Source organism: Endozoicomonas gorgoniicola, from assembly GCF_025562715.2.
GTDB classification, from domain to species: domain Bacteria; phylum Pseudomonadota; class Gammaproteobacteria; order Pseudomonadales; family Endozoicomonadaceae; genus Endozoicomonas_A; species Endozoicomonas_A gorgoniicola.
In genome coordinates this window covers 3,770,024-3,795,512 of sequence record NZ_JAPFCC010000001.1, presented here as the reverse complement: position 1 = coordinate 3,795,512, position 25,489 = coordinate 3,770,024, and the positions used below count along the sequence as shown (strand labels likewise).

General features: G+C 48.0%; 18 protein-coding genes. 9 read left to right on the top strand and 9 right to left on the bottom strand.

Annotated elements, in window-relative coordinates; all coding sequences use genetic code 11:
* Positions 1-42 precede the first annotated feature (42 nt).
* From astD to NX722_RS17280, 4 genes are all read right to left on the bottom strand, one after another.
* A complete protein-coding gene (astD, locus tag NX722_RS17295; protein ID WP_262564079.1) occupies positions 43-1,506 on the bottom strand; it encodes a succinylglutamate-semialdehyde dehydrogenase in 1,464 nt (487 codons plus the stop codon).
* Positions 1,507-1,519: 13 nt separating this feature from the next.
* Positions 1,520-2,548 carry an arginine N-succinyltransferase gene (gene astA / locus NX722_RS17290; RefSeq protein ID WP_262564078.1) on the bottom strand — a complete coding sequence of 343 codons (1,029 nt, stop codon included), beginning with the start codon at positions 2,546-2,548 and terminating at the stop codon, positions 1,520-1,522.
* Between the two features lie 21 nt (positions 2,549-2,569).
* Positions 2,570-3,424 carry a DUF1338 domain-containing protein gene (locus NX722_RS17285; protein WP_262564077.1) on the bottom strand — a complete coding sequence of 285 codons (855 nt, stop codon included), beginning with the start codon at positions 3,422-3,424 and terminating at the stop codon, positions 2,570-2,572.
* Positions 3,425-3,553: 129 nt separating this feature from the next.
* The gene (locus tag NX722_RS17280; RefSeq protein WP_262564076.1) at positions 3,554-4,801 is read right to left on the bottom strand and encodes a hydrolase; all 1,248 of its coding nucleotides are present in this window, start codon (positions 4,799-4,801) and stop codon (positions 3,554-3,556) included.
* A 209-nt stretch (positions 4,802-5,010) separates the two neighbouring features.
* Between NX722_RS17280 and NX722_RS17275 the strand changes: the two genes are divergently transcribed.
* A complete protein-coding gene (locus NX722_RS17275; protein WP_262564075.1) occupies positions 5,011-5,622 on the top strand; it encodes a hypothetical protein in 612 nt (203 codons plus the stop codon).
* A gap of 72 nt (positions 5,623-5,694) precedes the next feature.
* Here the strand turns inward: NX722_RS17275 and NX722_RS17270 are convergent, their stop codons facing one another.
* Positions 5,695-6,912 (bottom strand): aspartate aminotransferase family protein, encoded by a 1,218-nt coding sequence (locus NX722_RS17270; RefSeq protein ID WP_262564074.1) that lies wholly within the window; start codon positions 6,910-6,912, stop codon positions 5,695-5,697.
* A 174-nt stretch (positions 6,913-7,086) separates the two neighbouring features.
* Between NX722_RS17270 and NX722_RS17265 the strand changes: the two genes are divergently transcribed.
* Complete coding sequence (locus NX722_RS17265) at positions 7,087-8,322, top strand: ISL3 family transposase (RefSeq protein ID WP_262563604.1); 1,236 nt, start codon at positions 7,087-7,089, stop codon at positions 8,320-8,322.
* A gap of 104 nt (positions 8,323-8,426) precedes the next feature.
* Here the strand turns inward: NX722_RS17265 and NX722_RS17260 are convergent, their stop codons facing one another.
* Positions 8,427-11,447: a hypothetical protein gene (locus NX722_RS17260; RefSeq protein WP_262564073.1), complete on the bottom strand. Its 3,021-nt coding sequence runs from the start codon at positions 11,445-11,447 to the stop codon at positions 8,427-8,429.
* 446 nt (positions 11,448-11,893) lie between these two features.
* Between NX722_RS17260 and NX722_RS17255 the strand changes: the two genes are divergently transcribed.
* The 3 genes from NX722_RS17255 to NX722_RS17245 all read left to right on the top strand — a co-directional run bounded on the left by NX722_RS17255 (position 11,894) and on the right by NX722_RS17245 (position 16,754).
* A protein-coding gene (locus NX722_RS17255) for an ISNCY family transposase (RefSeq protein WP_262563791.1) occupies positions 11,894-13,314 on the top strand; the annotation gives its coding sequence in 2 pieces (ribosomal slippage) (positions 11,894-12,338 and positions 12,338-13,314; 1,422 coding nt in all).
* 356 nt (positions 13,315-13,670) lie between these two features.
* Positions 13,671-15,347 carry an NTP/NDP exchange transporter gene (locus NX722_RS17250; protein ID WP_262564072.1) on the top strand — a complete coding sequence of 559 codons (1,677 nt, stop codon included), beginning with the start codon at positions 13,671-13,673 and terminating at the stop codon, positions 15,345-15,347.
* A 42-nt stretch (positions 15,348-15,389) separates the two neighbouring features.
* Positions 15,390-16,754: an OprD family porin gene (locus NX722_RS17245; protein WP_262564071.1), complete on the top strand. Its 1,365-nt coding sequence runs from the start codon at positions 15,390-15,392 to the stop codon at positions 16,752-16,754.
* A 48-nt stretch (positions 16,755-16,802) separates the two neighbouring features.
* Here the strand turns inward: NX722_RS17245 and NX722_RS17240 are convergent, their stop codons facing one another.
* Positions 16,803-16,973 carry a hypothetical protein gene (locus tag NX722_RS17240; protein ID WP_262564070.1) on the bottom strand — a complete coding sequence of 57 codons (171 nt, stop codon included), beginning with the start codon at positions 16,971-16,973 and terminating at the stop codon, positions 16,803-16,805.
* A 270-nt stretch (positions 16,974-17,243) separates the two neighbouring features.
* Here NX722_RS17240 and NX722_RS17235 point away from each other — a divergent pair, with 270 nt between their 5' ends.
* The 4 genes from NX722_RS17235 (at position 17,244) to NX722_RS17220 (ending at position 21,009) form a co-directional block, all read left to right on the top strand.
* Complete coding sequence (locus NX722_RS17235; protein WP_262564068.1) at positions 17,244-18,278, top strand: histone deacetylase family protein; 1,035 nt, start codon at positions 17,244-17,246, stop codon at positions 18,276-18,278.
* A gap of 108 nt (positions 18,279-18,386) precedes the next feature.
* The gene (locus tag NX722_RS17230; protein ID WP_262564066.1) at positions 18,387-18,614 is read left to right on the top strand and encodes a hypothetical protein; all 228 of its coding nucleotides are present in this window, start codon (positions 18,387-18,389) and stop codon (positions 18,612-18,614) included.
* A 172-nt stretch (positions 18,615-18,786) separates the two neighbouring features.
* Positions 18,787-19,989: an ISL3 family transposase gene (locus NX722_RS17225; RefSeq protein WP_262563783.1), complete on the top strand. Its 1,203-nt coding sequence runs from the start codon at positions 18,787-18,789 to the stop codon at positions 19,987-19,989.
* 36 nt (positions 19,990-20,025) lie between these two features.
* Complete coding sequence (locus tag NX722_RS17220) at positions 20,026-21,009, top strand: DUF6976 family protein (protein WP_262564065.1); 984 nt, start codon at positions 20,026-20,028, stop codon at positions 21,007-21,009.
* A 227-nt stretch (positions 21,010-21,236) separates the two neighbouring features.
* On the opposite strand, the gene NX722_RS17215 is transcribed toward NX722_RS17220, so the two are convergent.
* Both NX722_RS17215 and NX722_RS17210 read right to left on the bottom strand, forming a co-directional pair.
* Positions 21,237-24,278 carry an efflux RND transporter permease subunit gene (locus NX722_RS17215; RefSeq protein WP_262564064.1) on the bottom strand — a complete coding sequence of 1,014 codons (3,042 nt, stop codon included), beginning with the start codon at positions 24,276-24,278 and terminating at the stop codon, positions 21,237-21,239.
* Between the two features lie 5 nt (positions 24,279-24,283).
* Positions 24,284-25,327 carry an efflux RND transporter periplasmic adaptor subunit gene (locus tag NX722_RS17210; protein WP_262564063.1) on the bottom strand — a complete coding sequence of 348 codons (1,044 nt, stop codon included), beginning with the start codon at positions 25,325-25,327 and terminating at the stop codon, positions 24,284-24,286.
* Positions 25,328-25,489: the final 162 nt, after the last annotated feature.

Here is a 25,489-nt window from a genome sequence, read left to right as displayed (position 1 = left end):
GGCTGTTAGCTGCTGTGCGAACAGCCAACAGCGGTTCAATAATTATTCCAGCGTTAAACCGGGGGCGAGCTTTTCAGGCATGATCAGTGCGTCGGCCTCAACACTGGCAACCGGATAAGCGCAGTAGTCTGCCGCAAAGTAAGCACTGGGGCGATGGTTGCCGCTATCACCGACACCGCCAAAGGGTGCAGTACCTGCTGCCCCGGTAATCGGACGGTTCCAGTTAACAATGCCAGCCCGGATATGGTTGAAAAACAGTTCATAGTCTTCCCGGCGATCACTGAACAGGCCGGCAGAAAGACCGTACTGGGTGTTATTGGCTTTTTTAATGGCATCCTTTAAGTACTGATAACGAATAACCTGCAACAGCGGGCCAAAGTATTCTTCATCAGGTAATGCCGGAACCGTAGTGACATCGATAATGCCAGGGCTGATCAGGCCTGTGCCGGGTTGCAGCTTTCTGGATTCCAGCAGTACCTTTCCTCCCAGAGATTCAAGGTGTTGCTGAGCCTGAACAATGGCTTCTGCCGTGGCTTCGGAAATAACGGCTCCCATAAACGGCTGTGGGTCACTGTTCCAGTCACCCGCTTTAAGGCTGGCTGTGGTGCGGGTCAGCTTTTGTATAAACTCATCTCCCCACTCCCCGGCAGGGACGAACAGGCGTCTTGCACAGGTACAACGCTGCCCGGTGGTGATAAAGGCAGAATGGATAGTGTCGTGTACTGCGGCAACCATATCAGCCACTTCACAGACAATGAGCGGGTTGTTGCCACCCATCTCCAGGGCCAGAATTTTTGCCGGGTGGCCTCCAAACTGCTGATGAATCAGTTTGCCGGTTCGGGAGCTGCCGGTAAAAAACAGCCCGTCGAGATTTGGGTGGTTGGCAAGATAAACACCCGTTTCCCTTTCCCCCTGTATCAGGTTAATCACCCCTTTTGGCAGCCCTGCCTGTTCCCATAATTTAACGACCAGTTCTCCAATGGCGGGCGTCAGTTCACTGGGTTTGAAGACAACGGTGTTGCCCGCCAGCAGGGCAGGTACTATGTGTCCGTTGGGCAGGTGGCCGGGGAAGTTATAGGGACCGAAAACAGCAACAACACCATGAGGTTTATGCCGGATAAATGTTTTGGCTCCCGCCAGACTGTTTTCAGTAATGCCGGTTCGTTCGTTATAAGCCTTGATAGAAATTTCTATCTTGCCTTTCATGGCAGCGGCTTCAGTGCGGGCTTCCCACAGAGGTTTACCGGTTTCACGGGCGATGGTTTCTGCAATGGTTTCTGCATGCTCTTCCAGACGTTTACCAAAAGCACGAACGATTGCAATACGCTGCTCCAGAGGTGTCATCATCCAGCCAGAACCGGCAATTCGAGCAGCATGAACTGCCTGATCAATCTGCGGTTCACTGCTGTTGCAGCCACTCCATACGATCTCATTGGTGGACGGGTTGGTGGATTGAAATTCTGAACCGGCCCCTTTTTGCCATTGACCATTAATATAATCAGTCATTGTCTGTCTCCTGTTAAGGTCGTCTGCCGGTTAGGGGAACCACTCGTACAGTGTCGTTTGAATCCAGTTGCAGGGCGTCGGCCTGATCCCGGGTGATATTGACAAACTCCAGCCCTTCAAAAGATACCTGCCCCAGTATACAGCGGAACTGGTTGAAGTCTGTGTTTGCCAGCAGCCACTCTGTTTCGTCGGTGGTGGTGGACTCGTGAACTTGTACTTTATATTCTCGTGAATCCCTGACGGTGCGTATATCTTTGACTCGTGCTTCCAGCAGCGGGCCGGCGTCGAAAATGTCAATATAGTGGGTGTAATGGAAACCTTCGCTTTCGAGCAGCTTTCGGGCAGGCTGTGTGTCGCTATGGGTTTCACCAATCACTGCCTGGGCATCTTCTGGCAGCATGTTGGTGTAAATCGGGTGTCTGGGCATCAGTTCGGCAATAAAGGTTTTTCCCTTGGCCACCTGCTGGTCGGCGGTAACGAAATCCACATTAAAAAAGTGTCTGCCTATGGCTTCCCAGAACGGAGACTCGCCATTGTCATCACAGCAGCCCCTCATCTCCGCAATAACGTTTTCATTAAAGTGAAAGGGGTGGTTCGCCATAAACATCATGCGAGCCTTGGAAAGCAGTCGCCCATTGTTGGAATGGCGGTAGTCGGGCAACAGAAACAACGTGCAAAGCTCAGAGTAGCCGGTATGGTCGCTGCAGAGTGTCATGGTGGTCAGGCGGTTATAAACATTCAGCTCTCTTGAAGCATGCACCTGGGTATTGATTTTGAAGTTGTACCAGGGATCTGACAGCCCGATCGCAGACTCAATACCGGACACTCCGACAATCTCACCGGTTTTCTGGTCTTCCAGCATAAACAGGTACAGGGACTCTTCCAGTGCCGAAGAGGCAGCAAATGATCTCAGCGCCCAGTCTATTTTACGGCGAACCATGTCAGGTTTTGGTTGCAAAGAAGAAAAGCCCACTCCGGTGTGTTTTGCAAGGTGCCACAGGGCATCGTAGTCGCAGCTTTCGATCGGGCGAAAGATCATCATAGGCAAACCCCCGGGGTATGATTATTCGGCTCTGGTATGGGTACTGGTGAATATTTTATCGGCAGAAGCCGCTACAAATCCCTGATACAAGGTGCCATCGCCGGTTGGGTAGCGTTTGGCAAATTCATAGAAACAACCGGGTATGTCCCGCCTTCCATCCGTGAACTCAACGGTTATTTTCTTAGCCATGGTAGAAGACTGTTCCAGCAACACATCCGGCGAGCCTTTCACCAGCCCTCCTGTGTCGTTAAGAATATAGCCGTGTTTCTGCAACAGGTTATTCAGGTCAACAATATTATCCGGCTCAGACAGATGGTTAATGGATACCGTGAAGTGATTGGCACGGTAGCCAAAGGCAGCTACCCAGGCGGCGTATTCGCTTTCTGCCAGCAGTTCGTCGTAGGTCCGGGTGTCCAGTTGCCAGGGGCGTCCGGAGCAGCAGAACAGGGGGGATTGTGTCGCCCCGGGCGTGATCTGATCCACCAGTGAGGTAATATGCTTTTGCGCCTGTTCCGACAGCTCTTCAACCAGCAGCTCGCTGATAAAGACTTTTGGCAGCTCAGGGTCAGGGTGCTGAAAGTGTCTGGCAAACAGTTTGCGGGCAGGAAATTCGTACTCCCCACCCTCGACATAACCATTGTCCGTGAAAGCTCGGGCTATAACGGCAAGGTTGACTCTGGGCAGGTTATAGGTTCGCAGCGCAATATGATCATTAACAACGTTGCCGTTGTTGCTGGTTGGACTGTTGCTGGTTGAACAGTTGCTGGCTGAACGGTTAATGGTTGCAAACAGTTCGTGAATGCTCCGGGCATCTGGAGCCAGCTCAAGATAATCTTCCCACATGGCCTGCAGCAGGGTATGGATTGTGTTGTCCATGACAAGCCTCCGGTCTTCGGTGTAATGAGTGACAACTCAGAATCATGGAAAGGCAAGGGTAGCAGCAAGTCAGTTGTCGTTTTTTTACAGGGCTGCTTTTTATGAAACTGTCACTGACTTATGAAACTGTCACTGACGCAGCCATTCGTTGCCTTTGCCTTCCGCTTCATTTTTTGCCAGTGCCATCAGCAGGGCGGCACTGAGCTTGGCCCTGGGGACCAGACTGCTGATCTTCATAAATTCCTTATCACTGTGAATATGACCGCCCTGTACTCCCAAGGTATCAATATTTGGTACGCCAAAGGAAGCCAGATTATTGCCATCGCAGCAACCGCCAGTAGCTTTTACATCAATGGGTATGCCCAGAGCCGAGCCGCACTCTTTAGCCAGCTGAAACAGTTTCTGGTTGGCAGCAGACAATACTTTGGGTTTACGGCCAAAACCACCGTGAAGTTCCAGAGTAATGCCATCACGCCCACTGATCTGATTAACCAGCATTTGCAGCTGATGCAGGCACCATTGCTCATCTTCAGGTTTTTCAATGCGAATATTAAACCGGCAGATACAGCGGTCAGGCACTATATTAGTTGGTCCGCCCCCATGGACGAAACCGGGATTGAACGTGACGTTTTCACGACCATCATTGAGGTCATCCATTGCCGACACGAAATCACAGAGCGCCCGAACCGCATTCCGGCCAAGGTGATGTTCACGCCCGGCATGGGCGGCTTTGCCATAACAGACCGCCGTGAAGTTGCCACTACCTTTACGGGCGCCTGCCAGTGAACCATCGGGAAAACTGGGTTCGTAAAGCATTCCCACATGAGCTGTTTTTGCGGCTTCTTCAAACAGGGGTGCAGAACCGGGGGAGCCAATTTCTTCATCGGGATTCAGAATGATCTGCCATCCGACCTGTTCAGCCCAGGGCGATTGCTCAAACAGTTGCAGGGCATGAATCATCACGACCAGACCACCTTTCAGGTCCGTGACGCCGGGGCCGTTGATATGGTCATCATCAATGAATTTTACCGTCTGAAACGGGTGGTCTTCAGCAAACACCGTGTCCATGTGTCCGCCCAGAACAATCTGCAAAGAAGCCTCTGGTCGCTTTGAAAGAATAAGCGCGTCACCTAATGGCTGACGGATGGCGTCCCCGTGAATGTTAATAGACTGGAAATCGTTAAGGCTGACAACCCGCTGTTGCGCTTCCAGGGGCAGGGTCATTTTTTGCAGTTCAGACAAAACCCGGTTTACCCCCTCGACATTGAGACTTCCGGAGTTGATTTCCGCAAGGCTAACGGTCTGTTGAAGCATGGTGTTCTGACAATCGTCCAGTTGCTGAAGCAGAGGCAGGAAAGGATCAGTAATGCCTGACATGGTAACCACTTTTGTTGTTATTGACTTTATGAAGTATACGACGATGCAGAAAATAACAGGTGAAAAAATACCAATGGAATGATCTGTGACAGCATTTTTTTGTATTGAACAAGTTAACAACTATACTCGGCACTCGCTGTGCTAAGTATAAATAACTATCGGGCAGGCGCTCATTCTACCCTGGCCTGCAACAGCTTAAAGGTATGCAAATGTCAAAACAGTTTATGCTAACGTTGCTTGTATTCTTTTTCTCAGAGGTTGCTCTGTCAGAATCAGAACAGTTGTCAGTCAAATATTGTATAAGCAGTGATTTCTCAGAATATTTCCTGAGTTCAAAGAACAATATTGATATTTTGAATAAGCAGCCAGTAGGCTCTGTCGACGACCTTCATAAAACGACCGAAGCTGCGTTAGATTCAGCATTGCCATTAGTGAGTATTGACCAAAAAGAAACCCGGGTTTTTGAACAGCTAGAGATGCCCTTTCCATCTGAGTGCAGGAAAATGAATTTTTCAACGGTCGGTTATGGTGGAATTAGATTGATTTTCTCCAGGTACACTGTCAAAGGTTTGCCTGCATCAGAAAGTGATTCAGTGGTGATTGCGAAACTACCTGCTCAGGCGAAAAATAGTGCTGGCAGTATTGCTCGTCACGTGGCTAGAACCTTTGCAACTTACGTTGTCTCACTTAGTTTGACAGCTTTTTTAACCAATAATGAACATAGTACAAAAGTAGTATCGCTTTTTGCCACAGTTTATTGTCTGTTAAATCCAAAAAAATGCGCTTTTATTTATGGCTACCTCACAGACTATGGCGAGTAAACCCAAACCACTGGAAACCGATGCCCCCACTAGAACGGCTTGCCGATTTAGTGGAGGGAGGAGTGTGTCAACTCATGTCGCCTGTACGGTTTTCGCCACGGCTCTTCTCAGGGCATCCATCCCCTGACGTATATCATCATCAGGAATAATGAGTGATGGTGCCAGACGCAGAACATTCGGACCTGCGACCAGCAGCATTAACCCTTCTTCCGCAGCAGCAGCCAGAAACGCCTTGCTTTTACCGTGCCACTCAGGTGTCAGTTCCGCACCAATGAGCAGCCCTTTGCCCCGGATTTCAGTAAATATACCAAACTCATCATTAATGCTTTCAAGCTCTCGACGAAACAGCTGATGCTTGCCGGATACGTTGGCCAGTAACTGGTCATCATTAATCAGCGTGATCGCTGCCAGAGCCACTGAGCAGGCCAGAGCATTACCACCATAGGTGCTGCCGTGAGTGCCGAAGCCAAAGCTGTTGGCGATTTTGCTGGTGGTCAGCATGGCACCAACGGGGAAGCCACCGCCGAGCGCTTTGGCGGTCGTTAGAATATCGGGCACAACATCCGTACCCATGTAAGCATAAAACTCACCGGTGCGTCCTACGCCGGTCTGCACTTCGTCAAACACCAGCAGGGCATTGTGCTGATCGCAGAGTTCTCTGGCCGCTTGCAGGAACTCTGGTGTGGCAGGTCTGACACCACCTTCACCCTGAATGGGCTCAATAACAACAGCACAGGTTTTGTCTGAAACCGCCGCTTTTAAAGCGTCAACGTCGTTAAATGGCAGGTGGGTGACTCCTTCCGGCACCGGGGCATAGCCTTCACAGTATTTGGGTTGCCCGCCGACGGTGATCGCAAACAGGCTGCGGCCGTGAAAAGCGTTGTTGAAGGAAATAATTTCGTGTTTTTCTGGTCCTGTGTGGTCGTAAGCATACTTTCGTACCAGTTTGAAAGCAGCTTCATTGGCTTCGGTACCTGAATTGCAGAAGAATACTTTTTCTGCAAAACAGACTTCGGTAAGCGCCCTGGCCAGAGCGAGTGCAGGTTCATTGGTGTAAACGTTACTGAGATGCCAGAGTTTGTCGGCCTGATCTTTCAGAACCTTTACCAGTTTCGGGTGGCAGTGTCCCAGCGCATTGACGGCAATGCCGCCGGCAAAGTCAATGTACTCTCTGCCTTCCTGATCCCAGATGCGCGATCCTTTGCCACGGACGGGAACAACTTTTTGAGGTGCATAATTTGGCACCATTACTTCGTCAAAAGTTGCTCTGTTGACAGAATACTCGGTCATGGGCTTCTCTCCCGGAAACTTGTTATCTTTTTTTGATGGTTATTAAGTATTATTGCTTAAGGAGTTTACATCATCAGTGGGTGTATTTGGGAAGGGAGTGAGTTTTATTGGCTCTTCCTCAATTTGAGTGGGTGATTTATTATATTCTGAAGCACTCAATGCAAGGATGCACCGATGCGTGATAAGCAACTCTATTCTCAAATACTGGGTATTGAGTCTCCTTGGTTCGTTTCTGAAGTTGAATTGTCATTACAGGATCAACAGGTTCGGGTATTCATTGAACACAATGGTAAAAAGGCCTGCAAATGCAGTGTTTGCGATAAGCCCTGCTCTGGCTACGACCACATCACTCAGAAGTGGCGTCATCTGGATACCTGTCAGTTTCAGACTATTCTAGTTGCCAGGGTTCCACGGACCCAGTGCCCTGAGCATAAGGTGTTAGCCATCAATGTGCCCTGGGCTGAATCTGACTCTCGATATACAGCTCTGTTTGAAGCCCTTGTTATTGACTGGCTAAAGGAGGCAACTACGAAGGCAGTTGCACGACAAATGAAGCTTGGTTGGAATGCCATAGACGGTATTCAGCAGCGTGCAGTGAAGAGAGGACTGGCTCGTCGTGATGCTAAGCCACCAAAACGAATCGCTGTTGATGAAACCTCATTTCAAAAGCATCATGAATACGTCACAGTGGTCACTGACCACGACCAAGGCGTTGTTATTCACGTTTCTGATGACCGTAAAAGTGACAGTCTCAACGAGTACTTTGACACACTGCCCTATGACCATAAAGAGGGGATCGAATGCGTGACGATGGACATGTCCAAGGCTTACATCAAGTCAGTCAGTGAGAATGTTCCAGACGCAGATCAGAAGATTGCATTTGATAAGTTTCACGTTGCTCAGTCTCTGGGTAAAGCTGTCAACAAGGTTCGGATAGAAGAGAACAAAGCCCTTGTAAACCAAGGTGTAGAGCTGCTTAAGGGGACTCGCTACGACTGGCTGACTAACCCTGAAAACATGTCTGAAGAGCAGTGGGATAACTTCGAACCACTGAGAAACTCGACACTTAAAACAGCTCGCGCCTGGGCCATCCGGCAAATGGCAATGAGCTTATGGAATTACAAGTCCAGAGCTTGGGCAATCAAGGCCTGGAAGAGGTGGCTATGCTGGGCGCAGAGATGTCGGCTTGAGCCCATAAAAGAAGTTGCCAGAACGGTCAAAGAGCACTTGTGGGGTATCATCAACGCTATTGTCCTTGAGGCTAATAACGGTCGAGCAGAGGGAGTGAACAGCAAGATTCAGAGTTTGAAGAATCGGGCTTGTGGCTTTCGAAACCGTGAAAGATATAAGACAGCGATCTACTTTCATCTTGGAGGCTTGGACTTGTACCCCACTGGCGTACATCGTTGAAAACTACCCACTTAAAACAGGGAAGAACCGTTTTATTTCGTTTTTCTGAAGGAGGCGGGTGACTGCACCAGGAATCACCCGCCGGAATCAGGTGGGTGAGGATGTCAATCTTCCATAACGTTTGACCAGGCTTGTTGCATCAGTTGTGCCTTAGCCATTCCGGAGGAATAGATATCACTATCTTCAGGAACTTTAGTTTTTAGTTGTTCACTGGTTTTTCTGAGGATTTCTTCGTTCAAGCCATTAAGTTTATCTCGATATCGGGCTGTCAGGGTTTGCAGGGCTTTTTTCAGGTGGACATCATCGCCGGATAAATCAGGAGCGTATAAAATGACTCGTGACAATCCTGACGCTATGTGGTCAGTCGCTTTGTCCGTATTGTTGGCAACCATTAAAAAAAAGGCTTCTGAAAAACAATGAATAACAGACGTTATAATTTGTACCAGCTGGGTACGAGCATCCAGCTCCGGTTTGGTAAAGTAGAATTTTTGGCGTCGAAAGGATTTTGTTAATTCATTGTTAGCATAGTCTGCCGACTTTTTTTCATCCGGGCTATAGGATGTCGCTACATTCAGCATGGCCTGGCGAGAATAAGCATAAATCCTTTTTCTAAGAGAATCCGTGGTACCGAATTCAAAAGTATTAGCCAGAAAGTTTGCTATTGACCGGGGAACTACTCCCCACTTATGGAAAAAAGCCTTAACAACGGATTGCACCATAAAGCCTGTTGCCCCCAGCGCGTAGTCTCCATAAACCGCCCAGGAATCCAGGACATCCTGAGCATCCCGGGCATCATCCTGATTACACTCGATACCCCAGTTATTTAGTATATTCAGATAATTTGTTTTAATGGCTTTGTCGGCGTAGTTTGAATCCAGCTCGGCCAGATGCAGCAAAACCTGCTTTGCGAAAAGTGGCATCAGATTGTTTTGTTGTAACAGGTTAAGGCCACTGCCCAGACGTGCATTGGCCAGAGCCGTTATAACTGTACTGTCTGTTTCAAATTCCGGATGATAATATCGGATGAGGTAAGCTGCGTAGGCAACCACTCTGGCTGAGTCTGTATAACTTTTTTCCTCATTAATTAAAAGCGCACCTGCCAGTGACAGGCATTTTGTCAACATGGCTTCCATGGTCATTTTATATGACCGACTTGTCTGGGCCTCAATACTGAGCTTTTGGTTTATAACATTGATTTTGCCAGTCAGTTCGTTCTGAATCTCCCTGTCTTCAGGGTCAATAATTCCGGTTTTGCTGCCTATCCAGTTTTTAATTGCGGTCTGCAATTGAACAATGGCAGGTTCGCCCACAGAAAGAAGGCCGAATTCAATTAATGATGATAAGAAGTAATAGCTGGCTATTTTTGGCAGGCGTCGTGGCTTTCCCTTCTCCGGTTTGAATTTATTAATGGTGTAAGGTGCAATCAGTGCGGTGGCCATAGAATATCCAAGGGCAGTACCGTGTATCGCTCCAATGGTTACAGTTTCCTTATCTGGCAGGTAGTGGTAATACCATGGAGAAACGTTTTCGGGTTTATCTGTTTTTTCGGGTTCAGCTGTTTTTTCGGGAGGACAGCCTTCTGCAGGACAGGTGCCGGTTTGTTCATTGACAGTCTGTGGGTGGAACACGCTGGATAGTGTGTCATTCAAAGTAACCTCTGCCCAGCTTCCAGCAAGCTTTTTATACCCTTTATAAAAAATCGGGTCTTTCAAACCGTGCGGGTCAAGAGTTTCGATGCGTTTATATATCTCGTTAAGCTCTGATTCATCTTTAATAGGCAGGTAAGCCATTAAAGCGCCCTTGACTACAGTGTCTTCAGTGTTGATTTCAACAATCTCTCTGTGATTCTGAATCATGGCAGAGGCTAAAATGCTGGCCTTCTTATCAGTGTTCCTGTAGGCATCTGCAAAATGAATAACTAATGTTTCCAGGGTTCTCTGGCTATTAGACCGGGCAAAGTTGGGTTGTTCAGCCAGAATCGTTCCTGCTTTTTTTTGCAGGCTGCTGAAATACTGATTGGTGTAATCAACACCGCCTGATTTTCTGTTAATCGTTGATCCGGTATTAATAGCCCCCCAGTTTTCAAGGGTACGCCTTGATTGGGAAGCAAATCTTTCCATATTTTGCTTTGAGGTTGCTGCTCCCACTATTTTGGAAAAATGTTTGGCTATCACATTAATGGCAAAATGTCGTTTTCCCAGGAAATAAAGAAAAGTTGCTGGTAGAGTAACACCTAAAATAAAAATGCTTGACCTGATTTGATCTTTCGGAATGTTTTTCAACAAAGATTTAACAAGTTCTGTTTCCTCAAGGTTAGTGGCAGAGGCAAGACCTTTTAACTCATCCATTGTGGCCGCTTCATACTGGAGACATTCAGCGCTACTGACTTTCCATTCATTCAGCATGTTGCAGTATCTCAGGCTCATCATCGCTGAGTGCTTCAACAAGGGATCCATAGCGCTAAGGTGTTGAGTTATGCGGGTTCTGAAGTCAGGGTGCTTATCCCAGTCAATGTTTTTGCTGAAACTGACGTAAACACTGTCCAGAACATCCCGGCCTGTTGCCTCCGGGTGAAGGTAGGTCATAGACAGGGCGTTAAGTGCCATCAATGCGGCAGCTCTGTTTTCATCACCCCTGGACATGGCCAGACTTGCAGAAGAAGACACTGTATCGATAATATCGAGAAGACGGTAAAAAGTCTTTCTGGCCTTTTGGGCATGAAGGCTCAGCACCGAAAATGTAGACAACGAGCGGTAACGCAAATCCGTTTGCAAAGCATCTGTTTTTTGCCTGACATGATCGTCCGATAAAGCTTTATAGCTAACACTTTCCAGCAGGGCGCTGATATTATCGGTGAGATGCTGACTTGACGCCCGTCTTATATTGCTTTTGTGAATAGCCAGTAACTTAAGCAGAAAAGAAAGTTTATGATTCTCTAAATAGGACTGAAGTGTATTAATGGCCACCTCGGAACTCAGGGGAACCAGACCCCAGGCGACACCTGTCTTAAGATGATCCAAAATGTAAAAGTCATGACTGTTTTCATCCTCTGCTGGAGCAGTTGCAAAAGCAGGCTGGCTAAGCAGCCCTAGGGTGACAATTAAATTCAAAGCTGTTTTTTTCATTTTTGATTCAACCGAATAATAAATTAATAACAAACTAATCAAAATTTTCCGGCAAGCCGTGTGCTAACTCATCTTCAAGCCAATGAACGCTGTAAAAAAACAGGCTGCTAAGTACTTTTTGTAAGTATTGATCTCCAGTAATTATACGTTTTCCGCCGTATGGTAATGTTACCACCTCAGATTCGAGGTAGTAATGAGCAAGATAGACGGACGTAAAATTTCTGATCAAGACAGAGAGCGGATAAGGTTTAATGCTATCAGTGATTGGCTCAAAGGTATGAAGCCAACTCCTTGGGGTGCGTGGCAACAGGATAAAAAAAGGGCTCTTTTTCAGGATGTATGACACTAGTTAGTGCCTGTCCGAAAACCCTCAAGCCCTTGAAAAACACAGCCTGAGGCCAAATATAATACTCGAAGATTTTCCCAGACAGGCTGTTTTCGAGTTTATGCGTCAAACCATTAATCCACAAATGCAGTTGGGCGAGGTTGATATCTCCGCCATCACATTCAACCCCAAGTCCAGAGATGATATTCCCCGGCTTTTGCGGGGCTTGCAGCACATATGGGTTACACCTGATCTGAGAGAGCAGGTCTTTCAAGTTCTTGAAAGTATGATTCCTGCCAGCAGTAATAATGGTCGTCCCGGTATGGATCTCTGGAACATACTGGTGTTTGGCACCCTGCGGCTGGTCACTAACTGTGATTATGACCGTCTTCAGGAGCTGGCCAATGAACACGGCACGCTACGGAAAATGCTTGGGCACGGTCCTTACTGCACGCACTCTTATCATATCCAGACATTGCAGGATAATATCAGCCTGTTCACGCCCGAAATACTGGACCAGGTAAACCAGATTGTCGTGGCAGCAGGCCATCAACTGGTTAAAAAAAAGATGAGCCGCTATATGGCCGTGCCGATTCGTTTGTAGTCAAGACCGATGTTCATTTTCCCACAGACATCAGCCTGTTAAACGATGCCTGTCGTAAGGCTATTGAGTTTGCGTCCACCCTGGCTGGCCAGTACCAGTTACCAGCGTGGCGTCAGCGGGAATACCTGAAAAAACAGCATCGAAAGCGCTATCACAAGGTGCGGAATCTGAAACATTCCGTTGCTGCCTGCGAGTTTAAACAGCGGTCACGTCAGCACGATATTGAAACGGCACACCTTGAATACATTAAGTACAGTCTCGACATTATCCGCAAGGCAGAAAGCACAGCTGCCCTGGTAGAAAAAAGCGCCCCCGATGAGTCTGCGCTGGAGAATCTCAAATACTACATTGCCCACAGTCGTCACCAGATTAATCTGATTTATCGTCGGGTGATCGAGCATCAGCAGATTCCTCACAGCGACAAGGTGTTCTCGATTTTTGAACCCCACACAGAATGGATCAGCAAGGGTAAAGCCGGAGTTCCTGTAGAGTTGGGGTTGCGGGTATGCGTACTGCAAGACCAGTTTGGCTTCACGCTGAATCACCATGTGATGCAAAAGCAGACAGACGATCAGGTTGCAGTGCCTATCGCAAAAGGAGCAAAACAACGCTTTCCCATGCTGAGCCAGGTCAGTTATGACAAAGGGTTCTGGAGCCCCGCCAACCTTGAGGAACTTGATGGCTTTCTGGAACGAACCATTCTGCCGAAGAAAGGCAGGCTTTCCGCAGAAGACAAAAAACGAGAGCACCACCTTGAGTTTACCCGGGCAAAAAGAAAGCATTCCGCCGTAGAGTCTGACATTAATGCTCTGGAAGCCAATGGCCTCGATAAATGTCCGGACAAGGGCATTGATGCCTTCAAGCGCTATGTTGCCCTTGCGGTTGTGGGTGGCAACCTGAAGCGCTTGGGCAGGATTTTACAAGAACGGGATTTTTAGCCCTACTGACAGCAGTCTTTTGCCGTCCGAAATTTGATCATGGGTGCATGAGGGTTCTGCACGTTCGTAAAATGGCAGTTTTGGCTATTTTGCAAGCACTTTGATCAAGAAGTGCCCTATAAGCGAGACTCTGATAATGCTTGCGGAGCAGTTCTACTGTTTGATGAATGTCAGTGACTCAATTTTCATAGGTTTTCTGACAGGCACTAGTTATGCATGCATGCAGGCAGGCAGACTTACGTATAATGAATGGAGATCAATAATCGTTATATTAATAAGTTGTCGTCTTGCACTTTCTCCTCTACTAATACATATGTTTGTTTCTTAGTGCAGTGTATAAGACACAAGGCAATATTATGTCAGACAACACCGAATTTGGTAAATGGAGAGCCAGGTTGTGGCCTGTCCATTCTCATGAGCTGAAAAAGCTTATCCCCATGATTTTGATGTTTTACCTGATACTCTTTAATTACACGATATTGCGAGACACTAAAGACACGCTGGTCGTTACTGGTGCAGGCTCCGGGGCCGAGATAATACCTTTTTTAAAGTTATGGGTTAATGTACCTTTTGCCATAATTTTTACGATCACCTATGCGAAAATGAGTAATGTATTCAAAAGGGATGCTTTATTTTATTTGGTTATATCGAGTTTTATACTGTTTTTTGGTCTTTTTGCCCTTGTTCTTTATCCGGCCCGTGAGATGCTTCACCCAACGGAGTTTGCTGATTATCTGCAGAGTATTTTGCCACCCGGATTTATGGGATTTATCGCTGTCCTGCGTAACTGGACTTTTTCTCTTTTCTACGTCATGTCTGAGCTTTGGGGGAGTGTTTGTCTGTCTCTGCTGTTTTGGGGCTTTGCCAATCATATTACCCGAATATCTGAGTCGAAACGTTTTTATGCTCTTTTTGGCATGATGGGAAATTTGGCATTACCTACTGCCGGTCTATTTGTTTATTATGCTTCGCATTCCCGTGAAGATCTTCCGGCAGGTGCTGACCCATGGAGCTATTCGATGAATTTGCTGACGGCAGTGTTTACTGCTGGTGCTATTTTGATCATGGTGACTTACTGGTGGATCAACCGCAATGTATTGACTGATCCAACACTTTATAAACCTAATGACATAGTGGCTGACAAAAAGGAAAAATTATCACTGTCCCTCAAAGAAAGTTTTTTGCATATTATTAATTCAAAATATCTGCTCTGCATTGCCCTGCTGGTCATCAGTTATGGCGTCTGTATCAACATGGTTGAAGTCACCTGGAAAAACCAGCTGCGTATGCAGTACCCGAATCCTAATGATTACAACCAGTTTATGGGATTGTTTTCTACCTGTACGGGCGTTGTGACTATTAGCATGATGTTGTTTGTTTCCAATAATGTTATCCGTGGCTTTGGCTGGACAGTAGCCGCTTTATGTACTCCAGTGGTTTTATTAATAACCGGTTCGCTGTTTTTTTGCTTTGCACTCTTCAGGGATTTCATACCCGAGACAGTATTTTTAGCACTGGGTATTACTCCACTGATGTTGACCGTTGTGTTGGGTGCTATACAAAACATTATGAGTAAATCGACTAAGTACTCCCTTTTTGATCCCACAAAAGAAATGAGTTACATCCCGCTTGACCCTGAAGAAAAAGTAAAAGGTAAGGCTGCGGTGGATGTTATTGGCAATCCAGTCGGTAAATCAACAGGTTCAGTTATCCAGCAGGTGTTGATGATTTCCCTGGGTTCGCTGGCCGCTATTGCGCCTTACGTAGCCATTATTGTATTGGCTTTTTTTGCCATCTGGATTGGTGCTGTCCGCTCACTGGGACGCCAGTTTAATGAAAAAGTTCACAAAAGACAGGAAGCGTCTGATGAGCAAGAGCTGCCTGATAAACAAGAGCTGCCTGATAAACCAGCACCCAGTGCAGATAATAGCGTGATAATAGGTTCCCCGGTTTTGCAGGCTAAAAGTGAGTTGCTGCAATTTAATGCTCACCCCGCTGCAAATCAAAAGCCCTCGAAAGAAAAAAATTCATAAAATTGCGGACTATTTTTCAGTAACTGACAGGCAGGCTATGAAATGATAAATGAATCATATTTATACTGGTTCGTTGTTTTTGCTTCGGGGTTTTGCGCGGCTGCGGCTTTATCAGACGAATCACCGTCTGTAACTTCGCCTTTTATCGATAATGCGACACTGGACGGAAAGCTTCGAACCGTTTATTACGATGTAAAAAATACAGAAAAAGATTCAACAGCAGGAGCCTGGACGGGCGGTCTCTGGATTAATCTACGTTCGGGCTATCTGGCAGATATAGCAGGTGTGGGTGCCAGCTTTTATGGTGTCACCAAATTCTATCAGCCAAAAGGAAATACCAGTTCATACCAGTTGTTAAATGATGACAATAAAGGTTTCAGTAAGCTTGGGCAGGCATACCTGGAAATAAAATCACCCTCGACGTATAAAAACCGGTCAGCCAGCTTTGTTGTAGGGAGGCGGGAATTTCGTAGTGGGTTAATCTCGGCCTCCAGCTCAAGAACGGTTCCCAGTACATGGTCAGGTTTTCAACTCAATGGTGCCATTGAAAACCTGAAAGTGGGGGGAACCCTGGTTAATCAAATATCACTAAGGAATCAGGCTGGGTTCCATGACCTGAACAACTTTTCCGGACAGAAAATTGATTACATCATAGGTGCTGAAATTACCTATGTACTTCCGCTTGCCCATGAACGTGAGGTGAGGTTTAGGTACCGCAATGCTTTTGCGAAAGATTTTTTACAGGCGCACAACGGTGATATTTTATTCACAACCCCTGCGGGACTGAATCGCAAGGTCAAACTGGGAGTTAGTTATTATCAAAGCCAGAAAGATGGTGATCTCTGGCAGGGTAAAGGCTGGGGCGGTTCGCCGTTATTTGATGACAAGGCCAGTGTGATCAATGTGCATGGGGATTTGATTGCTGGCGCATGGTATTTTCGTGCAGCCGTCAGCCATTTCAGGGCACCTTCCAGCGTAAAGTCTTCAGTCTCTGGTTATACTCAGCCCGGCGTTTATTATTATGACCTTGGCGCAAATACTCACGGAGCCTGGGATATTGGCACTTCCGGTTTTGCGGAAGATATGTTGTACGACGGGGAAACAGCATGGATGACGGGTGTTGCCTATAGTTTTTCAGAATCGGTGTTTAAAGGGCTGGAGGTCGGTTACGCATTCCACTACGGCTCTGGCATGAAGGTTGGTATTCCCGAAGGTCGAAAAAAATCAGTTGCAGAACGCGAACATGACATATATCTGATTTATGCGTTTCCTGAGACTGTATTGGCAGGGTTGAAATTCAAGCTGAAATATGGACATTACCAAAATGACCGGGCGTTACGGAAGGCCATTCAAAAAGAAGAGAGGGATCTACGCGTCTGGCTTGATTATAACTTTTTGCTTTTCTGATCCCTGACCGGCAGGCTGCTTTTGTTGAAAAAGCAGCCAGATGCCGGTTTACCTTGTCTTAGAGTTTTTAATGGCCGGCTTCACTTTTGATGAGCAGGCGTTGGTCTGGTGGATGGCTGCCAGAAGAACCGGGTCAAGGGCATCGGGTACTACGCCCGGTGTCTGCCTGGTTTCTTTTGGCACGTGTATCGTTCGATGATCATCAGTTACAAATATCATTTTTTTATCTCCTCCTATCCTGATAAATAGTGTAATTACTGAGTAAGATGGTAATTAATACGTATTAGCCGCTAAAAAGCTTTACAGTTGATCCAGGTCAACTTCTGCCATCTGAAAAGCTTTGCAAAAAAAAAGCCATTGTGGTTGGTAGTCTATTTATTGTTCACATAAAACCTTCCCAGCCTTTTATAATTTGCGTTGCTTGATGCATTTTTCCATGTGCTGACTATTTAGAGGTCAGCGACATGTCAATGGTTCAGGAGAACGTCGATGCTGACCATTTACAGTGAACAGCAAAAGCTGCACAACCCGGCCAGAGAGTTCCTTGGGGGTGACCTGGTGCCTTACCTGGAATCTCCAAAACGACTGGATTATGTTCTGGAAGCCCTGCAGGACAATAATCTGGGACGAATCGAATGGCCGGAAAGTTTTTCAACCGGGCCTATAGCCAGAGTGCATCGACCGGATTATATCGAGTTTCTGGAAACCGCCTGGCAACGCTGGCACCAGACTTATCCGGAATCCACCCAGGCATCACCTTATTGCTTTCCCCACCGTGGGCTCAGGCATGTGGTGCCGGAACAGATTGAAGGCGCACTGGGGTATTACTCCATGGATCTGACGGCTCCCGTTGTTGAAGGGACCTGGACAGCCATCAGGGCATCGGTAGATTGCGCTCTGACCGCTCAGAAAAGGGTACTGGACGGGGAGCCGGTCGCCTTTGCCCTTTGCCGGCCACCCGGTCATCACGCGTCAGGGGATTTAATGGCTGGTTACTGTTTTTTTAACAACGCCGCTATTGCTACCCAGGCTTTTCTCGACCAGGGTGCTGACAAGGTGGCCATACTGGATGTTGACTATCACCACGGTCATGGCACCCAGGCTATTTTCTATTCCCGCAATGATGTGCTTTTTGCTTCTCTTCATGCTGATCCCCGGCAGGACTATCCTCATTATCTTGGTCACGAGGATGAAACTGGCGATGGGGCGGGGCTGGGTTTCAATCTGAACCTCCCTCTACCGCTGCATGTTACAGGCTGGGCTGAATACCGCAGGGCTCTGGAGGTGGCTCTTGGGCGAATCGGCGAGTTCGAGCCGGACTATCTGGTGGTGTCTCTGGGACTTGATACCTATGAACGAGACCCTATCTCTTTTTTCAACATTACTACTCCGGATTTTTTGGAGCTGGGACATTGTCTGGCCGCTTTGAAAAAGCCAACCCTGTTTGTTCTTGAAGGAGGCTATGCCCTGGAAGTACTGGGTAATAATACCGTGGCAGTACTGGAAGGATTTTCCGCTTTCTGACGGGTGGTTTCTGACAATTTTCTCAGTCTAAAACTTTTGTCTATATAGGAAAGGGTGAGAACTGTCGATAGAACCCATGCAATTCTCCTAATTCACTGGAACACGTTTATGACACAGGATATACCACCAAAAGGCAGGGCTGAATGGGCGGAGTTGGTACAGGGTCAGCACAAAATGGACAAATTTGTTCTTCAGTTGCAGGTCGATAAAGTTCAAAAGGGTATGGAATCTGGCGATATCACACAGGAAGAAGCCATAGATTACCTTTACGAGTATTTTTCCAAATACCCCAAAGGCTTTGTCAGTGACCTGAAAGTTGTGTTCAAAACATGGTGAACACCTTTTCTAAAATGAATTGGATTGAAAAACGAATCTGAAAAGTAGACAGAACGAAAGAATAAAAGGAGGGGCTTTTACAGGTTGGCTGATGGAAAATGAGGGGTTGCAACAGAAATAGCCTTTCAGGAAAGATTGATTTGAACAGATCAAAATTTCTGAAGGATCAGACATGTGTACAACACCCTCACTACGTCCTATGTTCGCATTTCCCGGCTGGGTAATCGAGCAGATTGATATTGATTGGGAAGTCAAACAAGCTTTTGTCTATCTCCGCAGGGATGGCCGAATTCAGCACGAGAAATGCAGTCAATGTGAAACCCCTATGGGACAAATGAAGACAAAAGATCGGTGTGTCCAGGATTTACCACTGGGAGTTCTACAGGTAAATCTTCTCTTCACAGCTTTTCAGGGCCGCTGCTCACACTGCAACAATATTGAAACCGTTACTATTCCTGGTTTAACTCCCAAGGCTCAGGCAACCGATCGCCTTAAACGACACGTCAGCCATTTATGTCGCTATATGCCCTGCGACAAGGTGCCTGAATTCATTGCTATATCCGGTGGTACTGCCCGTCGTTGGGATAAAGAGATGCTGCTGAGAATGCTTTCAGCTCCAAAGCGTGACGGTATTCGCGCTCTGCTCATTGACGAAAAATCCATTGGCAAAGGCCATCAGTATCTTACCGTTGTTCTTAACGCCGACTCAGGAGAAACCCTCTTCCTTGGTGAAGGCAAGCGAAAAGAGACTCTGGATGAGTTCTTGAGCAGCCTGACTGAAGAGCAAAAAGCGAGCATCGAGTGTGTTGGCATAGACCGTGGTGGCAGCTATCAGGCTTCGGTGAAAGAGCACTTGCCCAATGCGGATATTGTATACGACAAGTTTCACATTATTGCCAATTATAATGATGTGATAGATCAGATAAGGCGCAGGGAGTGGCGTCAGGCTGAAGAAGAGAACAAGCCCTTTATCAAGGGTCAGCGGTTCAACCTGTTCATGAACCCTGAGAACCTGACTCCAAAGCGAGAAAGCAGTCTGAAAGAGCTCTTGAGCATGAACGAGGATCTCAATCAGGCTTACATCCTGAAAGACATGCTCAAACAGCTATGGACGTACACGTACAAAGCGTGTGCCGGCAAGTTTCTGGATAGATGGATAGAGTTAGCAAAAGAAACCGGAATTGCAGAACTTAAGAGGTTTGCTAAGGGCTTGGACAGGGCAAGAGAGGGCTTGCTGTCGTACTGCCATCATCGTATAACCAGCGCGAAGATTGAAGCTTTCAATGGAGTCATCAAACGGATTATCTACAAAGCTTGTGGCTACAATGATCTTGATTACCTCTATCTTAAAATCAGGCAGGAGGCTGTAAAATGATCAGCCAACCTGTAAAAGAGCCTAAAAGGATTTGTCATGAAAAAGTTACAGAGTGTCAAAGAGGTCATCCGGCTGATTGAAGCGGGTAAGGTGCTATCGCTTGCCGGGGACGAACGGGTGTTGTCACAGCTGCCAGAAGGTAACTGGGTCGCTGGAACTACGCCCTACTTTATGGGAAAAACCCAGGGCGAATTTTCACAGGAAAAAGTGTATGTCGATGAAATTTCGGATGAAGCCACTCAGCACAAAATCGTGACATACGATAAACAGACGCTGCCCTCCTTTACCCGTGACCGCTTCGATAATGGTTATACCATACTGGTGATACCTGCTTTCTCGGAGGTTCATTCAGACTTTGCCCTGCATGCAGACGGTTATGATTTCCTGTACGACAACCCGGTGCTGGGCTGGGTATCCGGTATTGACCTTAACTCCAGTGATATGCCCAAGGTATACGATGGTTCTACCGGTACTGAGTTGACCGACAAGGTGGTGGCACTGCACGTTGAGCTGCCTGCCAACAAAATGCCCCAGCTGGAGATCATTAACATCCACAAGCCCGATCCGAACAGCCCGGTCGTTGAGTTTGATACCGATGCTTTCGAGGCAGGAGACTGTCTGGTAAACGGGGAAAAGGTGAACTTTGCCGACTATGTTACGGCTCACAATATTGATACTAAAGTACCTTTAACCAGTGATTACTCCGGTGCGATTATCAATACCTGTATCAAAGAGGTAAACACGGATGACGGTAAGGTGTTCTTCTATGCTCCGGTGTTCACGGGAAGGCAGTATCGCTTTGCCAGACCTCTGGCTGACTATGCCACAGCGTTTGCGAACAGCCTGCCACAGGAAAGCACGGATATGCAGTTCTCCTGTAACTGTATCCTGAATTTCCTTTATGGGGAGCTGGAAGGCAAGCAAGCAGGTTTCCCGGGTCCCATTACGTTTGGAGAGATCGGATACCGTCTGTTAAACCAGACCATGACCTACCTTAAAGTGGTTGATCTGGAAGGCTGAATAGCTGACTGATAATAACAATGGGGAGCCAGGGCTCCCCATTGTTATTTGTAGTGCTGACAAGGGTTTATATCCATACAGCCGTCATTCCCGCGAAGGCGGGAATCTACCACCGTAGTGGATCCCCGCCTTCGCGGGGATGACGAAGGTTTTGCATGCATGGTTTTTAGCGCTTAGCTGCAGTAGCTACTTGAGTTCAGGTTGTTTAAAGGCTGTCAGACAAACTATCAGTCCAGCGCCCTTCTTCCCAGCAGGGAATAGAGTACAGGCACAACAAAGAGTGTCAGCAGTGTTGATACCAGCAGGCCGCCAATAATACTGGCTCCCATGGGCGCCCACATCACGGAACCGGAAAGAGTGAGTGGCAGCAGGCCGCCGATGGTGGTCATGGTGGTCAGCAGAATCGGCAATAATCGTACCTGTCCAGCTTCAATAATCGCTTCATTTATCTCCATGCCATTTCTGCGCAGCTGATTGCTGTAATCCACCAGTATGATCGAATTGTTGACGACAATACCCACCAGTGAGGTCAGTCCGATAAAGGCAGTGAAGGAGAAGGTGAAACCGGCAAACCAGAGTGCCAGAATCATGCCCGTCACGGCAAAAGGAATGGCTGTAAAAATGACCAGTGGCTGACTAAACGAGTTGAACTGCAACACCAGCACCGCAAAGATACCCAGCAGGGCAATCAACAGCACTTTTGTCATACCGGCAAACGACTCCTCTCGCTGCTCCTGCTCACCACCTACCTGATAGGTCACGCCGTCTGGCCACTGGTACTGATCCAGTTCTGCCCGAATGGCATTGGTCACGGTTTCTGCCTGATAACCGGCTTTCAGGTCAGCGGTTATTCTTGCCATACGTTCTGTCATATGATGTTGAAAACGAGGCAGGGCGTCTTGCATTTCCAGCTTGACCAGTTGTTTTACCGGAACCAGATGGCCGCTGGCGGACTTCACCATCATGCGGTCAAAGTCTTCCAGTCGGGGTTCATTGCCGGACGACTGACCTTTAACAACAATCGGGTAATTCTCTCCTGAGTGGTCACGGAACTGGCTGACAGGTACTCCCACAAGACTGGCTCGAATAACCTGATCAATAGAGCTGATGGCGACTCCGTACATGGCGGCTTTATCGCGGTTAATGGTGACATTCAGGTCAACCTTGGGGTTGTCCAGGGGATTATCGACATTCACCGTTCCGGGTGTGGCAGCAATGATCTGTTCAATATCTCTGGATACCGCCAAAACCTGGTTCAGGTCGTCGCCCATAATCCGAAAGGACACGGGGGCTTCATAAGGGGGGCCCTGTAACAGTTCCTTTACCACCACACGAGCTCCAACAATACGACTAAAGTCGTCTCTAAGGGATTCAACAAAAGGCTCTACTTCGCTGAGTCGGCCGGTATTCAGGTTAACGACCACCTGGGCGTAGTTGGGTACCTGACGTTTAGGAAAGATGTTGTAGTAAATTCTGGGGTTATCTTTACCAATATTGCTGACCACGGAACGAACCAGAGGGTAGTCTTTAACAATAGTCTCAACCTGTCGTACGGCATTGTCTGTCTGCTTAAAACTGGAACCTTCAGGCAGCTCAACATTGACCAGCAACATCGGCTTTTCAGCCTTGGGAAACATACTGACACCCAGTGTGCCTGCCAGCATGACAGAACCTGCCAGGGTAATGACGGCAACTATCAGGATCAATACCGGATAACGAAGGGCACCGCTGAGCAGCGATCTATAAGGCCCGTCAGTAAACGTCTGTAACCCCCTTAACAGCAATGGTGGTTTGCTGTCCTGACCTTTCAGCATAATGCTGGCAAGCAGTGGCGACAGGCTCAGGGCAATAATCAGGGAAGCCAGCAGGGTCAGAATAACGGTGGCTGGCATGGAGCGCATGAATATGCCTGCCCCGGTCTGCAACAGCAGAATCGGCACAAAAGCCAGAATGGTGGTCAGGGTACCGCTGATCACCGCCCAGCCAACCTGACTGGCTCCCTGTGCTGCGGCCTCCATCGGCGCATAGCCTTTGCGCAGGAAGCGGTGAACGTTCTCAGTCACCACAATGGCATTATCAACCAGAAGCCCCAGTGCGATCACCAGCCCGGCAATTGACATCTGTTGTAAACCATAGCCAGCGAGGTCTACCCAGCCCAGACCAATAAACACCGACAGGGGAATGGCAAGAATAATGACAACCGCCGACCGGGCACCCAGAAACAGGATGGTGAGTAAGCCGACCAGTATCAAACCCTGAATCAGGCTGTTAAAAAACTGGGAGACACGATCGTGTACTGACTCACTCTGATCGTGGGCAATGCCGATGGTAATGTCTTCAGGCAACGCCTGCTCAAAATCATTCAACGTCTGTTTGATGGCATCCATGACGGTGAAGATATTGCTGCCTTTGCGCTGGACAACGGTGACAAAGATGGAGCGGGTTTCCTGAAATCGTGCCTGATAGGTCGGCAGGGCATCGGAGAAGACGACATCTGCAATATCTTTGATGAACACGACCCTTCCCGGAGTCGAGACCACTGCCGTTCTTTCAACGGCTTCAATATCTTTGAAGTCACCACTGGTTCGTACCGTAAAACGGCGTTTGCCTGCCAGAACATGACCGCCGGGAAGGTTGACTCCGGATGCCTGTATGGCGGCAATCAGGTCTTCAACCCCAATGCCCAGCTCCTGCATCCGGGCCAGTTCTGCCTGAACCTGCAATTGCTGTTCGGGGTAAGCGTCTGTCGTCGCTTTTTTGATACCGGGAATCCGTTCGATGCGTTTTTCCAGTTTTTCTCCCAGTAGCCGCAATGAGTTATAGCTTTGGGATTCAGACATCAGGGCAATCTGGATAATGCTGACATCAATCGGGGAGATACGGTCAATGGCCAGCACTGGAATATTCTCAGGCAGCTGGTCGCGTATTTTGGCAATTTCGGCCACCACATCGTCATACTGTTCCTGAGGGTCAGTGCCGTAGAGGAACTCGACACGAATCACCGCCAGACCATCTTCTATATCACTCTTTAAAATTCTTATGTCGTCTAGCTCTTTGATGGCTTCCTCGATAGGGTCAACAATCAGTTTCTCCATATCCAGGGGGTTAGTGCCGGGGTAGACAACACGCACCATGGTTGCCGGAAACTTAAACTGGGGATCTTCTGAGCGGGGCATGGTCATCAATGACACAATACCCAGTGTTACCAGCAATAACATGACCACCAGGGTAAAGCGCCGGTTTTGAATGGCAATGGCTGGGAGTTTCATGGTGGTTACTCCTGAAGGCCGGAAGCAGCAGTACCGGAAACAGTGACCGTATCGCCATCCAGAAGAAAACCGGCACCGGAACTGATAACTGTTTCCCCTTCCACCAGGCCTGAATCACTGGCAATGAAACCCGACTCCATAAAGTTCAGATTGATGCTCCTTAGTGTCACCGATTGATCACTGGGGTTGTAGACAAAGACCTCTGCCGAAGAGCGACTGGCATTAACGACAGACTCAACAGGAATCAGTGTCAGCATATGCTGGCTGGAGGGAATAAGGGTGACTTTGCCAACAAAGCCTGAACGCAACTTGCTGGAGGTGTCGGGAAAGGTGATCTCTATCTGAAAGGTGCCTGTGCGTTCATCGGCCAGTGCCGCAAGGCGCGTAACCTGACCAGTAAAGGTCTGATCGGGCCAGGCATCAAACTGAATCAGTGCCTTGTCGTTTTTCTTAACCCTGACTATTTCTTCATCGGTCAGGCCGGTTTCAAGCACCCAGCCACGGGCGGTGTCTGCTACCACCAGTATCGGCTGGTTGGGTGTCACCAGCTCGTTTTCTTCCACATGACGCCGTAACACCAGACCTTTTGACGGCGCTTCAATGCGGGAGTACCTCTGGTTAAACCGGGTGATACGCAACCGGCTCTGGGCAACCGTCAGTTCGGTTTGGGCTGACTGGAGCTGATCCAGGGACACCACATTGTTCTTGTGCAGTTTGCTGATGCGCTCCAGATTGCGTTCTGCCAGATCCAGCCTTGCCCTGGCTTCATCGACCTGTGCGTTGACCTCTTCCATGGTCAGGCTGGCGAGCAACTGCCCGGCCTGTACCCGGTCGCCTTCATCAACCAGCAGTTGTGCCACGGGGCCTGCTGTTTTAAATGACAGGGTTTGCTGGGATTTATAAGCAAGAATGCCGCTGGTTCTTATTGGGCGCGAGTATTGCTTGTATTGAACGGTTTCAGTCGTAACGCTGACCGGTGGTTTACCTGATTCGGGGCTGGCAAAAACAGGCAATGGCGTCATGTAGTAAAGAGTGCAATAAAGAGTCATGGCTACAAGCCATGGGCAGTGGCGCAAAGCAGGCATGGGGGCTGTCCGATATTGTGTTTATTTTTAACCTTCCAGTGACGCACACTACCTTATCACAGCCGCAGGTTTGACAGAAACAGCCTCTTCTGAAGCCAGTGTGAGAGGCGTGACTTTGGTATTGTT

Coding starts and splice junctions, on each gene's coding strand:
- NX722_RS17210 (WP_262564063.1), bottom strand. CDS start 25,327: ATGACTCTTTATTGCACTCTTTACTACATGACGCCATTGCCTGTTTTT.
- NX722_RS17270 (WP_262564074.1), bottom strand. CDS start 6,912: ATGACCGAGTATTCTGTCAACAGAGCAACTTTTGACGAAGTAATGGTG.
- NX722_RS17230 (WP_262564066.1), top strand. CDS start 18,387: ATGACACAGGATATACCACCAAAAGGCAGGGCTGAATGGGCGGAGTTG.
- NX722_RS17275 (WP_262564075.1), top strand. CDS start 5,011: ATGTCAAAACAGTTTATGCTAACGTTGCTTGTATTCTTTTTCTCAGAG.
- NX722_RS17235 (WP_262564068.1), top strand. CDS start 17,244: ATGCTGACCATTTACAGTGAACAGCAAAAGCTGCACAACCCGGCCAGA.
- NX722_RS17225 (WP_262563783.1), top strand. CDS start 18,787: ATGTGTACAACACCCTCACTACGTCCTATGTTCGCATTTCCCGGCTGG.
- NX722_RS17265 (WP_262563604.1), top strand. CDS start 7,087: ATGCGTGATAAGCAACTCTATTCTCAAATACTGGGTATTGAGTCTCCT.
- astD (WP_262564079.1), bottom strand. CDS start 1,506: ATGACTGATTATATTAATGGTCAATGGCAAAAAGGGGCCGGTTCAGAA.
- NX722_RS17260 (WP_262564073.1), bottom strand. CDS start 11,447: ATGAAAAAAACAGCTTTGAATTTAATTGTCACCCTAGGGCTGCTTAGC.
- NX722_RS17240 (WP_262564070.1), bottom strand. CDS start 16,973: ATGATATTTGTAACTGATGATCATCGAACGATACACGTGCCAAAAGAA.
- NX722_RS17250 (WP_262564072.1), top strand. CDS start 13,671: ATGTCAGACAACACCGAATTTGGTAAATGGAGAGCCAGGTTGTGGCCT.
- NX722_RS17215 (WP_262564064.1), bottom strand. CDS start 24,278: ATGAAACTCCCAGCCATTGCCATTCAAAACCGGCGCTTTACCCTGGTG.
- NX722_RS17280 (WP_262564076.1), bottom strand. CDS start 4,801: ATGTCAGGCATTACTGATCCTTTCCTGCCTCTGCTTCAGCAACTGGAC.
- astA (WP_262564078.1), bottom strand. CDS start 2,548: ATGATGATCTTTCGCCCGATCGAAAGCTGCGACTACGATGCCCTGTGG.
- NX722_RS17245 (WP_262564071.1), top strand. CDS start 15,390: ATGATAAATGAATCATATTTATACTGGTTCGTTGTTTTTGCTTCGGGG.
- NX722_RS17220 (WP_262564065.1), top strand. CDS start 20,026: ATGAAAAAGTTACAGAGTGTCAAAGAGGTCATCCGGCTGATTGAAGCG.
- NX722_RS17285 (WP_262564077.1), bottom strand. CDS start 3,424: ATGGACAACACAATCCATACCCTGCTGCAGGCCATGTGGGAAGATTAT.